The sequence below is a fragment of the Bradyrhizobium sp. CB2312 genome (genome assembly GCF_029714425.1).
GTDB lineage: Bacteria > Pseudomonadota > Alphaproteobacteria > Rhizobiales > Xanthobacteraceae > Bradyrhizobium.
The window spans coordinates 2,194,199-2,207,236 of the sequence record NZ_CP121668.1; the positions used below are offsets into that span (position 1 = coordinate 2,194,199).

The 13,038-nt window shown below is 64.5% G+C and carries 15 protein-coding genes; 6 read left to right on the forward strand and 9 right to left on the reverse strand.

The features are described 5' to 3' along the window. Positions 1-59: 59 nt before the first annotated feature. From QA642_RS10395 to pqqA, 7 genes are all read right to left on the reverse strand, one after another. Positions 60-737 (reverse strand): DUF4286 family protein, encoded by a 678-nt coding sequence (locus QA642_RS10395; RefSeq protein WP_283084571.1) that lies wholly within the window; start codon positions 735-737, stop codon positions 60-62. Between the two features lie 158 nt (positions 738-895). Continuing rightward, the gene (pip, locus tag QA642_RS10400; RefSeq protein ID WP_283084572.1) at positions 896-1,882 is read right to left on the reverse strand and encodes a prolyl aminopeptidase; all 987 of its coding nucleotides are present in this window, start codon (positions 1,880-1,882) and stop codon (positions 896-898) included. Continuing rightward, positions 1,872-3,071 (reverse strand): pyrroloquinoline quinone biosynthesis protein PqqE, encoded by a 1,200-nt coding sequence (pqqE, locus tag QA642_RS10405; RefSeq protein WP_283084573.1) that lies wholly within the window; start codon positions 3,069-3,071, stop codon positions 1,872-1,874. The genes pip and pqqE overlap by 11 nt, the downstream gene beginning before the upstream one ends. Then, a complete protein-coding gene (gene pqqD / locus QA642_RS10410; RefSeq protein ID WP_283084574.1) occupies positions 3,068-3,379 on the reverse strand; it encodes a pyrroloquinoline quinone biosynthesis peptide chaperone PqqD in 312 nt (103 codons plus the stop codon). The genes pqqE and pqqD overlap by 4 nt, the downstream gene beginning before the upstream one ends. Before the next feature lie 12 nt (positions 3,380-3,391). Continuing rightward, positions 3,392-4,171, reverse strand: a complete 780-nt coding sequence (gene pqqC, locus QA642_RS10415; protein ID WP_283084575.1) for a pyrroloquinoline-quinone synthase PqqC — start codon at positions 4,169-4,171, stop codon at positions 3,392-3,394. After that, positions 4,168-5,097 carry a pyrroloquinoline quinone biosynthesis protein PqqB gene (pqqB, locus tag QA642_RS10420; protein ID WP_283084576.1) on the reverse strand — a complete coding sequence of 310 codons (930 nt, stop codon included), beginning with the start codon at positions 5,095-5,097 and terminating at the stop codon, positions 4,168-4,170. The genes pqqC and pqqB overlap by 4 nt, the downstream gene beginning before the upstream one ends. Before the next feature lie 118 nt (positions 5,098-5,215). Continuing rightward, positions 5,216-5,296: a pyrroloquinoline quinone precursor peptide PqqA gene (pqqA, locus tag QA642_RS10425; protein WP_007595659.1), complete on the reverse strand. Its 81-nt coding sequence runs from the start codon at positions 5,294-5,296 to the stop codon at positions 5,216-5,218. Between the two features lie 247 nt (positions 5,297-5,543). Here pqqA and QA642_RS10430 point away from each other — a divergent pair, with 247 nt between their 5' ends. From QA642_RS10430 to QA642_RS10455, 6 genes are all read left to right on the forward strand, one after another. Then, positions 5,544-5,801: a hypothetical protein gene (locus tag QA642_RS10430; RefSeq protein ID WP_027560770.1), complete on the forward strand. Its 258-nt coding sequence runs from the start codon at positions 5,544-5,546 to the stop codon at positions 5,799-5,801. 181 nt (positions 5,802-5,982) lie between these two features. After that, the gene (locus QA642_RS10435) at positions 5,983-7,383 is read left to right on the forward strand and encodes an amidase family protein (protein ID WP_283084577.1); all 1,401 of its coding nucleotides are present in this window, start codon (positions 5,983-5,985) and stop codon (positions 7,381-7,383) included. A 2-nt stretch (positions 7,384-7,385) separates the two neighbouring features. Continuing rightward, the gene (locus QA642_RS10440; RefSeq protein WP_283084578.1) at positions 7,386-7,862 is read left to right on the forward strand and encodes a glutathione peroxidase; all 477 of its coding nucleotides are present in this window, start codon (positions 7,386-7,388) and stop codon (positions 7,860-7,862) included. An 11-nt stretch (positions 7,863-7,873) separates the two neighbouring features. Further along, positions 7,874-8,116, forward strand: coding sequence for a DUF3297 family protein (locus QA642_RS10445; protein ID WP_035730878.1), 243 nt, complete (start codon positions 7,874-7,876; stop codon positions 8,114-8,116). 133 nt (positions 8,117-8,249) lie between these two features. Beyond that, positions 8,250-9,419: a D(-)-tartrate dehydratase gene (gene tarD, locus QA642_RS10450; RefSeq protein ID WP_283084579.1), complete on the forward strand. Its 1,170-nt coding sequence runs from the start codon at positions 8,250-8,252 to the stop codon at positions 9,417-9,419. A 408-nt stretch (positions 9,420-9,827) separates the two neighbouring features. After that, positions 9,828-10,115, forward strand: a complete 288-nt coding sequence (locus QA642_RS10455) for a GIY-YIG nuclease family protein (protein WP_283084580.1) — start codon at positions 9,828-9,830, stop codon at positions 10,113-10,115. 313 nt (positions 10,116-10,428) lie between these two features. Here the strand turns inward: QA642_RS10455 and QA642_RS10460 are convergent, their stop codons facing one another. After that, on the reverse strand, positions 10,429-11,778 hold the full coding sequence (locus QA642_RS10460; RefSeq protein WP_283084581.1) for a malonyl-CoA decarboxylase: 1,350 nt from the start codon (positions 11,776-11,778) through the stop codon (positions 10,429-10,431). 400 nt (positions 11,779-12,178) lie between these two features. Next, positions 12,179-13,000 (reverse strand): helix-turn-helix transcriptional regulator, encoded by an 822-nt coding sequence (locus QA642_RS10465; RefSeq protein WP_283084582.1) that lies wholly within the window; start codon positions 12,998-13,000, stop codon positions 12,179-12,181. Positions 13,001-13,038 lie beyond the last annotated feature (38 nt).

Consider the following 13,038-nt stretch of genomic DNA (forward strand, 5'->3'; position numbering starts at 1 on the left):
CATTCCGCGCTGCGCGCGACATGCGTGCGGTGCAATATGTTGCAGTGCGTGTGTGCGCGTCAGCCGCGTGCGATGTCGCTGTTCGCGAGGTCCCACATCAGGCAGTAAGTGCCGACGGAGACCGGCAGCGGGAAGGGCGATGCGGCAGGGCCGGTGAAGCGCTCGGCGATCACGGCTGAGACCGCTCCGACATGCGTGCCGTCGATCAGCACGAACCAGTCGCGCGCGCCGTCGTTGCGCGCCGCCGGAATTCCCGCCGTCGCGCCCGACAATTCGGGCTCGCTTTCGAGCAGATGCATCGAGATGATGCCATCGCGCGTTTCCGGCGCCAGCCTTTCTTGCAGTGCATCACGCCATGCGCCGGCATTGTCGGCATTCGGCCGCAGCCGCACCACGCCGAGCGCAACCCCGCGCCCTGTGCCGTTGCTGATGGTGATGCGCGCGACCACGCGCAGCATGTCCTTGAAGCGCGCCATGGTCTGCCGCGACCAGTCGGTCGGGCTTGCGAGCCGCGCCTGGTAGGCGGGGCTGTCGAGCACGTCGAGCGTGGCGGTCGAGTACAGGCAGAGATATTTGGGATTGGCGGCATGCGCGACATAGCGCCGCGCCTCCAGGAAACCCTCGATCGCGACCCGCTCTTCCAGGTGCTCGCGATCGTACCAGCGGTTGAAGTCGGCCTCATCGGCGGCGTCGATGTTCATCGACGTCAGCAGCATCCCCTTCCCGGCGAGTGGCATTTTCTTGTTGTCCTTCCCATGCTTCCCCTCATGGTGAGCGTCCGGACGATGCTGCGCATCGCCGGGTGAACCATGAAAGGCCCCCGCTGCTACAGCTCGGCCTTCATCCTTCGAGACGCGCGCAAAAGGCGCGCTTCTCAGGATGAGGGTCTAGATCTCTAGCGCGAGATTTTCGACGCGACGTCTGCGATCGCCCTCATGACCGCGTCCCTCACGCCGGCATCATAGAGCGAATGGCCGGCTTCTTCCACGATCCGAATCTCGGAACCGGGCCAGACCTTCGTCAGCGCATGAGAGGTCTCTGGCGGGCACAGCAGGTCGTAGCGTCCCTGGACGATGATGCCGGGAATGCCTTCGAGCTTTCCGGCGTCGCGCAACAGCTGGCCTTCGCTCATGAAGGAATTGTTGACGAAATAATGCGCTTCCATGAACGGCGTCGCCGGCAGCGTGCGCCAGACGTTGAGCGAGGCGAGGTCCAGCCGTGTCTTGGCCGGCTTGTGCTCGGACAATGTGCGCTCGGTGTCGTGCCAGGCCCGCGCCGCCGGCCCATGCACCGCCGGATCGGCATCGAGGATGCGGCGCCAATAGGCGTCCACCGGATGGCTGCGCTCCTCGGGCGGCAGCACGCCCAGAAAATCCTCGGAGAGCGCGGGATAGAATTGCGACAGGCGCGAGGTGAAGGCGGTTTCGACCTCGGCCCGCGTGCCGAGGAACGTCGCGCGCAGCGCGATGCCAGAGACGCGCTCGGGATGTGCCTCTGCATAGGCCAGCGCCAGCGTCGCCCCCCAGGAGCCGCCGACCAGCATCCAGCGTTCGAAGCCGAACTTCTCGCGGATCTTCTCCATGTCCGCGACGAGATGCGCCGTCGTGTTGTGCTCGCGCGATCCCTTGGGACGGCTGCGGCCGCAGCCGCGCTGGTCGAACAGCACCGCGCAGAAGCGTTCGGGATCGAACAGCTTGCGATGATCGGGCTGGCAGCCGCTGCCGGGGCCGCCATGCAGATAGATCGCGGGGATGCCGTCGGGGCGGCCGACGCTCTCGACATAGAGCTCGTGACCGTCGCCGACGTCGAGCATGTCGGAGGTCAGCGGCGCAAAGGGATCGGCGCGTTTGGCGGATACGGCCGCGTCGGCGTCAGGCACCATTCTCGGATTCCAGAGTGCCCCCGGCGAAATTGCGATAGAGGAAGCGGTTGGTCTCGCCCTCGGCCTCGCGCTCGGCCTGCTTGAAGATGGTCTCGTGCAGCGGCGACAGCGCACAGGCCGGATCGGTGTTGGCGGCATCGCCCGTCAGCGCGAAGGCCTGGCAGCGGCAGCCGCCGAAATCGATCTCGCGGAATTCGCAGGACTTGCACGGCTCCTTCATCCAGCCGGTGCCGCGATAGCGGTTGAAGGCGTCGGAGTTCTGCCAGATCCAGGCGATCGAATGGTTGGAGCGGACGGATTCGAAGTCGAGCCCGGTGATGCTCTCGGCGGCATGGCAGGGCAGCACCTTGCCGGCGGGCGAGATGTTGAAGAACTGCCGGCCCCAGCCGCCCATGCACTTCTTCGGCCGCAGCGCGTAATAGTCCGGCACGACGTAGTCGATGGTCAGCCGGCCTTTGTGTTGCTCGCGCGCCTCCTCGACGAGGCGGGTGCACTCCTCGAGCTGCGCGACTGTCGGCATCAAGGCGGCGCGGTTCTTGAGCGCCCAGCCGTAATATTGCACATTGGCGACCTCGAGCCGGTCGGCGTCGAGATCGAGCGACATCTGGATGATGTCGGGGAGCTGATGCAGGTTCTGGCGATGCATCACCGCGTTGACGGTGAGCGGCAGATCGAGCTCGCGCGTCCACTTTGCGACCTCGAGCTTCTTGCGGTGCCCGCCCTTGTAGCCGGCGACGCGATCGGCGAGGCCTTCCTCGATGCCCTGGAAGCTGATCTGCACATGGCAGAGGCCCGCATCGGCAAGGTCGCCCAGCTTCTCGCGCGTCAGCAGCACGGCCGAGGTGATGAGGTTGGTGTAGAGGCCGGCGTCGCTGGCGTGCTTGACCAGCTCGACGAGATCTTTCCGCGCGGTCGGCTCGCCGCCGGAGAAATGCACCTGCAGCACGCCGATCTCGGCGAGCTCGCTCAAGACCTTCTTCCACTCGTCCGTTGTCAGCTCCTTGCCGGAGCGGTCGAGCTCGACCGGATTGGAGCAATAGGGGCATTGCAGCGGGCAGCGATGGGTGATCTCGAGCAGCACCGCGAGCGGGATGCCAAAGGTCTCAGCCGTCGAGCGCTGCTTCTCCAGCACCGCGAGGCTGTCGCTGGTCTCGGGCGGGACGACGGGATTGCCGAGCACGTCGGTCATGACGTCTTCTCCCGGGCCTCGGTGAGGAAGCCCTTGTCGGCGAGATCCTGCAGCATCGCGATGACATCAGTGAGAATCGCCTCGCGTGGAGCGGCGTATTTCGCAGCTAGCTGATCGGCGACGTCGCCGACATTGCGCTCGCCGTTGCAGAGCTGCAGGACCTCGACCGCGATCTCGTCAGGCGCCAGCACGCGCTCCGGTGCCAGGATCACCCAGACCTTGCGCGTCTCGTCATATTTCAGCTTGGCATGCCGCGGCAGCACGGGGCGGCTTGCCTCGCTGACGCTGATGTTCCGCGGCCCGGCCATTGCTCTTGTTCCTCAGCTCGCTTTGGGCACGAAGGCGCCCGGCGGAATGTGACCCTCGACATAGGCGTGCTGGAGTGCATCGAGCTGCACCCATAGCACGTTGGTCTTGAAGATCAGCGCATTGCACACAAGCGCGCGCTGCTCCGGCGTCGTGGCATGCGCCTTGACATAGTCGAGCGCGAAGCCGGCATCGCGCGGCGCCTGCGCCAGGCGACGCTTGAAGTAGCTCATGATATCAGGATTGACGAAGTCGTAATGCTCCAGCATGCCGGAGATGCGTTCCTCGTGCAGGTTCGGCGCGAACAGCTCGGTGAGTGACGAGGCGATCGCCTCCAGCGGGCTCTTCTCACGGCAGTAGTGAACATAGGCCTCCACCGCAAAGCGGGTCGCCGGCAAGATGCCTTCGGTCGATTCCACATAGGCCGTGTCGAGGCCGAGACCTTCGGTCAACTTCAGCCAGCGCTCGATGCCGCCCTCGCTGCCGACATCGCCGTCATGGTCCTCGATGCGATGGCGCCATTCGAGCCGCGTGGCGCGGTCGCGGAAGCGCGAGATCACCACCGCGTCCTTGATCGGGATCGTGCTCTGGTAATAGTAGCGGTTCAGCGCCCAGGCCTGCACCTGGCCCTTGTTCAGCTTGCCGCCGTGCAGCAGCTTATGGAACGGATGCAGGCTGTGATAGCGCGTCGCGCCGATATGGCGCAGCGTCGCTTCCAACTCCTCAGCCGAGTTGAGGCGGATGTCCTTGCCGATCGAGAGCGCGGTCATTCCAGTCATGGACGCGGCATTCACAGCACGATCTCCGTTCCGTCGGCGGGGATCTGCCAGCCCGCCTCTTCGGCAGTCTTGCGCTCGCTTGAGCCGGGCAGCAACGCCGGATTCGAGTTGTTGATATGCAGAAACATCTTCCTTCCGATAGTGAGATCGGCCAGCCGCGCGATCGCGCCGTCGTGACCGGACATCGCGACATGGCCCATGCTCTTGCCGGTCTTGTGGCCGAGCCCGGCCTTGATCATCTCGTCGTCCTGCCAGACCGTGCCGTCGAAGAACACCAGCGAAGCGCCGTCGATCTCGGCCTTGAGCGCGTCGGTCACCTCGGCGCAGGCGGCGATGAAGTAGAAACATTTGCCGGTCGACTTGTCGGTGATCTTCAGGCCGAGCGTGTCGCCGTCACCGGTCTCGCCGCCGGGATGCGCCTTGCCTTCGAGATACCAGGCCGACTTGCCGGGCACGGCGAACGGCAGCACCTCCAGTCCGGAGCGCGTGCCATCGGTCAGCCGCGGCTCGAACGGCTCGCCGATTCCGATCGGCAGGCGCTTGACGTTCTTCTCGTTCAGCACGTTGAAGATGTTGTTGCTGGCAAGGATCGCCAGCACCTTCTCGTGCGCATAGACCGTGAAGGGCGAGCCCTCGCGCATCGACAGCAGGCCGGCCACCGCGTCCACTTCGCCGTTGGTCAGGATCACGCCTGCGACAGGCGTATGGCGCAGCGCGCCGGGCCTCGGATGCAGCTGCGGCGTGGCATTCAATTGCTGGCGAAGATCAGGGGAGGCGTTGATCAGGAACCAGTGCTCGCCATCGCCGCTGAAGGCGACCGAGGCCTGGGTTCTCTGGAGGTCATGCCCGTGCGCGCGGGCGGCCCGGCAGCCCTCGCAGCCGCAATTCCATTGCGGGACTCCGCCGCCGGCCCCGGCGCCCAGGACGACGACGCGAAGCATGATCCGTCTCCTGGAGGCAAATTCGCGAAGTGGATCTCAGGCCGACACGGTTTCCGTCATTCGGAAACCGATCGTGACCGAAAGATCCACCTGCGCAGAACGCAAACGCACCAACCGCTTACTTGCGGGTGGCGCTCACATACATGTTGATTTCCATGCCGCAGGGCACTTCGACGATCTTCGGGGCTTTCCAGGCCATTTTGGCTCTCCATTTCGCGAATTCGGACGTGTCCGCCCGTGGGTTAAAGTAATGCGGGCGCAAAAGTTCGCCAGTGAAATTTTCCCGAGCGCGCGTATGTTGCGCCGCGAAAAATGGTAATGGAACATCACTTCCGGTGACGCTGCCTTGCGCTTGGCGCATTCGGTCGTGAACCCTGTCCTGATAAAGCAGTTGTGAGCGCACCGCAGCTTTCAATCCGGTACAGGCGACCCAAGTGGACCTCGTGATGCCCAAATACTTCTTCAACACCCGCATCGGCGACGAACTGATCGTGGATCCCGACGGAGAGGACCTGCGCAACCCCGATCGCGCCTGGGAGGTCGCCCGCCAGATGATCCTGGAAGTGGTGAAATCCGAGGGGGCCCAGCCGGCGCTGCTCGAGGCCGTCATCGAGGTCACCGACGACGACGGCGAGATCGTGCTGGAGTTTCCCTTCACCGAGGCCTTGCTGGACATGCCGGATCAGTCGGCGACCCGGCACTAGCCGACCCCCGCTCTCTCCACGTCATTGCGAGGAGCCCTTGCGACGAAGCAATCCAGACTGCCCCCGAGGAGGCGCTCTGGATTGCTTCGCTACGCTCGCAATGACGGGGGTTTCCCTGCGAAATCCGCATGGCTTTGCCGCGTTCCCGGCGCTAAAAGACGCCGGTTACACGGAGCAACCCATGCAAGATCTCTGGCGCCTGTCGGCCGCCGACCTCGCCGCCCTCGTCAGGTCCAAGAAGGTATCCGCTAAAGAGGCGGCCAAGGCCGGCCTCGCCCGCCTGGACGCGGTCAATCCCCAGCTCAACGCCGTGATCGACCACCGGCCGGAGGACGTGCTCAAGCAGGCCGACGCCGTCGATGCCGCCATCGCCCGCGGCGAGGACCCCGGCGTGCTCGCCGGCGTGCCCGTCACCATCAAGGCCAATGTCGACCAGGAAGGCTTTGCCACCACCAACGGCCTCAAACTCCAGCGCGACCTGATCGCGCGCGAGGACAATCCGGTGGTCGCCAATTTCCGCAAATCGGGCGCCGCTCTGCTTGGCCGCACGAATTGCCCGGCGTTCTCCTATCGCTGGTTCACCACCAACCTGGTCCACGGCGACACCAAGAATCCGCGCGATGCCTCGCTGACCCCGGGCGGCTCGTCCGGCGGCGCCGGCTCGGCGGTTGCGGCCGGCATCGGCCATATCGCCCACGGCACCGACATCGCCGGCTCGATCCGCTACCCCGCCTATGCCTGCGGTGTGCACGGCCTGCGCCCGACCTTGGGCCGCATCCCCGCTTTCAACCCGGCGCTGCCGGAGCGGCCGATCGGACCGCAGATCATGGCGGTGTCGGGCCCGCTCGCGCGCACCGTCAACGATTTGCGCATCTCGCTCGAAGCGATGTCGGCCCGCGACATCCGCGACCCCTGGTTCGTGCCGGTGCCGCTGGAAGGCCCCGCAAAGCCCAAGCGCGCCGCGCTCTGCCTCAACCCGAACGGTCTTGCGACCGCGCCGGAGGTGAAGGCGGCGGTGAGCGATGCCGGCAAGCGCCTGGAGCGTGCCGGCTGGACCGTGGAGGCGATCGAGGACACCCCGCCGATGCGTGAGGCGGTCGAGTGGCAAATAAAGCTCTGGCTCGGCGACGGCTATGAGGCGCAGCTGGAAATGGCCGAGCGCGAGGGCGATCCCGGCGCGCTGGCGTGCCTTCGCGGCAACCGCGCCAGGGTCACGCCGATGGACCAGGCCAATTACGCCAAGGCGCTGACCCGAAGAGCCACGCTGACCCGCGACTGGATGCAGTTTTTCGAGAAATATGCGGTGCTGCTGACGCCGGTCTCCGGCGAGCTGCCATTCCCCGATCATCTCGACCGCAAGGACGACGCCTCCTTCAAGCGGGTCTGGGAAGCGCAGCTGCCGCAGATCGCGATTCCCTTCATGGGCCTGCCGGGGCTCGTGGTCTCCACCGGCCTCGTCGGCAAGGCACCGGTCGGCGTGCATGTCGTCTCCGGCCGCTATCGCGAGGACCTCTGTCTCCTTGCAGGCGAAGCGATCGAGGCGGGCGGCGTGCCGCCGTCGCCGATTGATCCCGTGGGTTAGCGATGTCGGCGATTTACGACTTCAAGGCCAATTCGCTCGCCGGCGAAGAGGTGCCGATGCGCCGCTTCGAAGGGCAGGTGCTGCTGATCGTCAACACCGCGAGCAAATGCGGTTTCACGCCGCAATATCGCGGCCTCGAGGATCTCTACCGCGATCTCTCGCCGCGCGGCTTCTCCGTGCTCGGCTTTCCCTGCAACCAGTTCGGCGCGCAGGAGCCGGGGCAGGCGAGCGAGATCCAGGCGTTCTGCTCGACCCATTACGACGTCACCTTTCCGCTGTTCGAGAAGATCGACGTCAACGGGCCGCAGGCGCATCCGTTGTACGAGTACCTGAAACGCCAGCAATCCGGCCTGTTGGGGGCCTCCATCAAATGGAATTTCACCAAATTCCTGGTGGACCGTGCCGGCAAGGTGATCGCGCGCTATGCGCCGACCGCGCGGCCTGAAGGGCTGCGCAACCAGATCGAAACACTGTTGTGAGCGAGACAATCATGAGCGACGAATTTCCCGACCGCCTGTCGGTCGATCCGAACAGCCCCTATTACAATGCGGACATTCTGGCGCGCGACGTCGGCATCCGCTTCAAGGGCATCGAGAAGACCAATGTCGAGGAGTACTGCATCAGCGAAGGCTGGGTCCGCGTCACCGCCGGGAACGCCAAGGACCGCTACGGCAACCCGCTGACCATCAAGGTGCATGGGCCCGTGGAGCCGTATTTCAGGGATAAGAAGTAAGCGCGCTGCGCTCTCTCCTCGTCATTGCGAGGAGCCCTTGCGACGAAGCAATCCAGAATCTTTCCGCAGTGACACCCTGGATTGCTTCGCTGCGCTCGCAATGACGAAAACAACCACTGAAAGCCACAGCCCCATGTCCGTCCGCATCGTCGACGTCCGCGAGATCACAAAACCGATCTCCTCCCCGATCCGCAACGCCTATATCGACTTCACCAAGATGACGACCAGCCTCGTCGCCGTCGTCACGGACGTCGTGCGCGATGGCAAGCGCGTTGTCGGCTACGGCTTCAACTCCAACGGCCGCTACGGGCAGGGCGGCCTGATCCGCGAGCGTTTTGCCTCGCGCATCCTCGAAGCCGATCCGAAGTCGCTGCTCGATAGCGCCGGCGACAATCTCGACCCCGACAAGGTCTGGGGCGCGATGATGACCAACGAGAAGCCGGGCGGCCATGGCGAGCGCTCGGTCGCGGTCGGCACCATCGACATGGCGGTGTGGGATGCGGTGGCGAAGATCGCGGGCAAGCCGCTGTTTCGTTTGCTCGCCGAACGTCACGGCGTGACCGCCAATCCGCGCGTGTTCGTTTACGCCGCTGGCGGCTATTATTATCCCGGCAAGGACCTCTCGATGCTGCGCGGCGAGATGCGCGGCTATCTCGATCGCGGCTACAACGTCGTGAAGATGAAGATCGGCGGCGCGCCGATCGAGGAAGACCGCACCCGCATCGAGGCGGTGCTGAAGGAGATCGGCAAGGACGCGCAGCTCGCGGTCGACGCCAACGGCCGGTTCAATCTGGAAACCGGCATCGCCTACGCCAAGATGCTGCGCGATTATCCCCTGTTCTGGTACGAGGAAGTCGGCGATCCCCTCGACTACGCGCTGCAGGCCGCGCTCGCCGAATTCTATCCGGGCCCGATGGCGACAGGCGAGAATCTCTTCAGCCATCAGGACGCCCGCAATTTGATCCGCTACGGCGGCATGCGCCCGGACCGCGACTGGCTGCAATTCGACTGCGCGCTGTCCTATGGCCTGTGCGAATACCAGCGCACGCTCGGCGTGCTGAAAACCCACGGCTGGTCGCCCAGCCGCTGCATCCCGCACGGCGGCCACCAGATGTCGCTCAATATCGCCGCGGGCCTAGGCCTTGGCGGCAACGAAAGCTACCCCGACCTGTTCCAGCCCTACGGCGGCTTCCCGGACGGTGTCCGCGTCGAGAACGGCCACATCACCATGCCCGATCTCCCGGGCATCGGCTTCGAAGGCAAGTCCGATCTCTGTAAGGAGATGAAGACGCTGGCGGAGTAGAGGGGCTGCGGCGCTCGAGTGCTTGAGGCACGAAGGCCGCACCACACACTCCGTCATTGCGAGCGCAGCGAAGCAATCCAGAATCTTTCCGTTGACGCAGCCTGGATTGCTTCGTCGCAAGAGCTCCTCGCAATGACGGTGGAGCGAGCTGTGCCGTTTACCCGCGGTCTCGCTCTGCGATGCATGGTGGTGCGGAATTGCGCGCGATGTTGCTACATACTCCGTCATTGCGAGCGAAGCGAAGCAATCCAGAGTCTTTCCACAGCGGCAGTCTGGATTGCTTCGTCGCAAGAGCTCCTCGCAATGACGATGTAGCGAGAGTTGCGTCTCTATCGCTTCAATTGCAGATGATGCTCGCGATCATCTCTTGATTGTGCTATCGTGCACCCTCGTCAATTGAGCGCAATCATGAAGCAACCCTGCGTCTACATGTTCGCCAATCGTCGCAATGGAACGATCTATACTGGCGTCACCTCGAATCCGCCGCGCCGCTCGTTCGAGCATCGCGAGGGCCTGGTGAAGGGCTTCTCATCGAAGTATGGCTGCAAGCTCCTCGTCTGGTACGAGCTGCACGCCACCATGACCGACGCGATTGCGGGCGAGAAGCAGATCAAGGGCGGAAGCCGGGAAAAGAAGCTCGCCCTGATCGAGAGCGTCAATCCGGACTGGACGGATCTGTACGACACGCTGATCTGACCGCTAGTGCGGAGACCGCGAGAGGGCCGCCACACACTCCGTCATTGCGAGCGCAGCGAAGCAATCCAGAATCTTTCCGTTGACGCAGCCTGGATTGCTTCGTCGCAAGAGCTCCTCGCAATGACGGTGGAGCGAGCTGTGCCGTTTACCTGCGGTCTCGCTCTGCGATGCATGGTGGTGCGGAGTTGCGCGCGATGTCGCTACACACTCCGTCATTGCGAGCGCAGCGAAGCAATCCAGAATCTTTCCATTGAGGCGGCCTGGATTGCTTCGTCGCTACGCTCCTCGCAATGACGATGTGGCGCAGGTGCCCCTACGACAGCCGCATGTCCAGCAGCCTGCGCCCTTCGCCCTTGAGCAGCTTCTTCACCGCGCTCGACGCCACGACCTCGCCGTCATTCGCATACGCTTCGTGGTTCTTCTCGATGTCGTCGAGGCGGTAGAGGTAGTTGACCATCACGCCGGCGGATTCGCGCACGCCCTTGGGTGAGAGGTCCCCGAGCCAGTTGATGCGTTCGAGCCGGGCGCCGTTGCCGAGATGGAAGCGGGCGACGGAATCGATCAGCTTGCCCTTTGGCGTACGCGCCTTCAGGAAATAATGCGCGGCGAGCGGCTCGATCAAGGCGCGGAGCTGCGTCGTCGTCTCGGGGTTCTCGAACCATTTGGGATCGTCGAGGCGCTTTATGAGCTCGCGGTCCTCGTCCGACAGCGGCAGGTCCCTGTCCTGCCTGATCCATTGCATGAAGCCCGGCACCGGCGACAGCGTCACGAAGGTGTCGAGCTTCGGTGTCTCGCGCCGCAGCTCTTCCACCACCTGCTTGATCAGGAAGCTGCCGAACGAGATGCCGCCAAGGCCGCGCTGGGTGTTGGAGATCGAGTAGAACACCGCGGTGCGCGCGCGATCGATCGGCAAATGCTGGCGATCGACCGCGAGCAGCGGTTGAATCGCGCCCGGGATTGTCTCGGTCAGCGCCACTTCGACGAAGATCAAGGGCTCGTCGACCATTGCGGGATGGAAGAAGGCGTAGCAGCGCCGGTCGACCGGATCGATGCGGCGGCGCAGATCGTCCCAGTCGGAGATCTCGTGCACGGCTTCGTAACGGATGATCTTTTCGAGGATGTTGGCCGGGGTGGACCAGTCAATCCTGCGCAGCACGAGAAACCCCCTGTTGAACCACGAAGAAAGAAGATGCGAGACGTCGCGATCGAGCGCGGCGAGGTCGGTGTGCCCGTTCATCATGCCGAGCAGGTCGGCGCGCATGGCGACGAGATCGCCGGTGCCGCCGGGCGCGCGGTTGAGGCGGCGGATCAGCTCCTGCCGCCGCGGCTCGGAGGCGAAATGCAGTGAACTCGCGTCCTCGTCGCTCGGCTTGGCGCGCCACTTCTCGATGGCTTTGGAAAGGCGTTCCCGGTCCGGCCCGAAGTCGCGCACCAGAGCCTCGAAGAAGGCGCGGCGTCCTGCCGCATCGAGATCCCTGTAGAGATCGAGCACCTCGCGGGCCATGGCGGTGCCGGAGGCTTCGCCCCGGCCCGACAGCAGCGCGCCGCAGAGCGCGATCAATCCGTCGGCGTCCTGTTTGGTATCGGCAGAATCGCGGCGCAGCAGCGTGCGGCCGCGCTCGGAGATGGTGGCAAGCAGGTCGGAGAAGAAGGCGTTGGCCATCTGGGCTTTCGTGTCAGGTTTGTGCGATGCGGAAGCTTACACGGGATTTAGGTGGAAGCCGATCACAATCAAGCAGGGGAATGCGGCATCTTTAGTCGGGCCGTGCGCTTCGAGAAGGCTGGCATGCCGGGTGAGGGCGGGATCTCGTAGGCTGCGGTCTATCGGTTCAACCGCTGCCGTAGGGTGGGCAAAGGCGCACTTGCGCCGTGCCCACCACCTTTCGATGGCCGCGAGACTCGATGGGCACGCTTCGCTTTGCCCACCCTACGGCTCTGGGGATATACCAGCGCTCTCTCCCCGTCATTGCGAGGAGCCCTTGCGACGAAGCAATCCAGACTGCCGCCCGGGAAAGATTCTGGATTGCTTCGCTGCGCTCGCAATGACGGGGGTTGGCGCTACCCTACTTCCCCGCAAACTCCGTCGGCGTCCGTCCCGTCACCTGGCGAAACGCCGCCGAAAAAGCCGGCACGCTGGCATAGCCGAGCTGGGTCGCGAGCTGCTTCACCGATACGCTCGCATCCGTCGATATCCGCTGGATCGCCGCCGCAATCCTGGCGCGCTGGCACCAGCTCTTGAAGCTCAATTGCGTCTCGCTCGAAAACAGCCGCGACAGCGTGCGCGCGGAGGTTCCGACCTCGCGCGCCAGCGTGTCGATGTCGTGTAGCCCAGTGGGATCGTCCAGCACGATCATCGCGGCGCGCCGGCAGCGCGGCTCGTGCGGCAGCGGCACGAAGGTTGCGGAATCCTCGGCCTGGTGCAATTCCAGCATGACGAGGCGCACCAGCAGCCCGGTGCGCTCCTCGGTGTTGCGCGCGTCGAACAGCGCCAGGATCGCCTGGTTGAGCAGCGGCGACACCCGCACCACGAATTCCCGGGTCAGTCCCGCATAGCGCTGTTCGCGCTTCAGCCAGGCGAGGTCGAAATACAGCGTGCGCATCTCGATGTCGGCGAGCAGGTCGATGGCGTGCTCGAGCCCCGCCGGCACCCACACCGCGCGGTCCGGCGGCACCAGCCAGCGCCCCCCGGGCGTCGTCACCTGCATCGTGCCCTTGGCCGCATAGATCAGCTGTGCCTCGCGATGCATGTGCAGATCGATCCGCATACCCTTGGGATAGTCGCGCGCGACCAGATGCACGCCCGCCGGCGAGCGATGGTTGCCCTGGACCTCCCGCAGGATTGGCGTTTCCAAGATTGGCGTTTCCAAGACAGTCATTGGCAGCATCCCGTCATGCCAAGGACATATAACTCATTTCGGAGCAG

Coding starts and splice junctions, on each gene's coding strand:
- QA642_RS10395 (WP_283084571.1), bottom strand. CDS start 737: ATGCCACTCGCCGGGAAGGGGATGCTGCTGACGTCGATGAACATCGAC.
- pip (WP_283084572.1), bottom strand. CDS start 1,882: ATGGTGCCTGACGCCGACGCGGCCGTATCCGCCAAACGCGCCGATCCC.
- pqqE (WP_283084573.1), bottom strand. CDS start 3,071: ATGACCGACGTGCTCGGCAATCCCGTCGTCCCGCCCGAGACCAGCGAC.
- pqqD (WP_283084574.1), bottom strand. CDS start 3,379: ATGGCCGGGCCGCGGAACATCAGCGTCAGCGAGGCAAGCCGCCCCGTG.
- pqqB (WP_283084576.1), bottom strand. CDS start 5,097: ATGCTTCGCGTCGTCGTCCTGGGCGCCGGGGCCGGCGGCGGAGTCCCG.
- pqqA (WP_007595659.1), bottom strand. CDS start 5,296: ATGGCCTGGAAAGCCCCGAAGATCGTCGAAGTGCCCTGCGGCATGGAA.
- QA642_RS10430 (WP_027560770.1), top strand. CDS start 5,544: ATGCCCAAATACTTCTTCAACACCCGCATCGGCGACGAACTGATCGTG.
- QA642_RS10435 (WP_283084577.1), top strand. CDS start 5,983: ATGCAAGATCTCTGGCGCCTGTCGGCCGCCGACCTCGCCGCCCTCGTC.
- QA642_RS10440 (WP_283084578.1), top strand. CDS start 7,386: ATGTCGGCGATTTACGACTTCAAGGCCAATTCGCTCGCCGGCGAAGAG.
- QA642_RS10445 (WP_035730878.1), top strand. CDS start 7,874: ATGAGCGACGAATTTCCCGACCGCCTGTCGGTCGATCCGAACAGCCCC.
- tarD (WP_283084579.1), top strand. CDS start 8,250: ATGTCCGTCCGCATCGTCGACGTCCGCGAGATCACAAAACCGATCTCC.
- QA642_RS10455 (WP_283084580.1), top strand. CDS start 9,828: ATGAAGCAACCCTGCGTCTACATGTTCGCCAATCGTCGCAATGGAACG.
- QA642_RS10460 (WP_283084581.1), bottom strand. CDS start 11,778: ATGGCCAACGCCTTCTTCTCCGACCTGCTTGCCACCATCTCCGAGCGC.
- QA642_RS10465 (WP_283084582.1), bottom strand. CDS start 13,000: ATGCTGCCAATGACTGTCTTGGAAACGCCAATCTTGGAAACGCCAATC.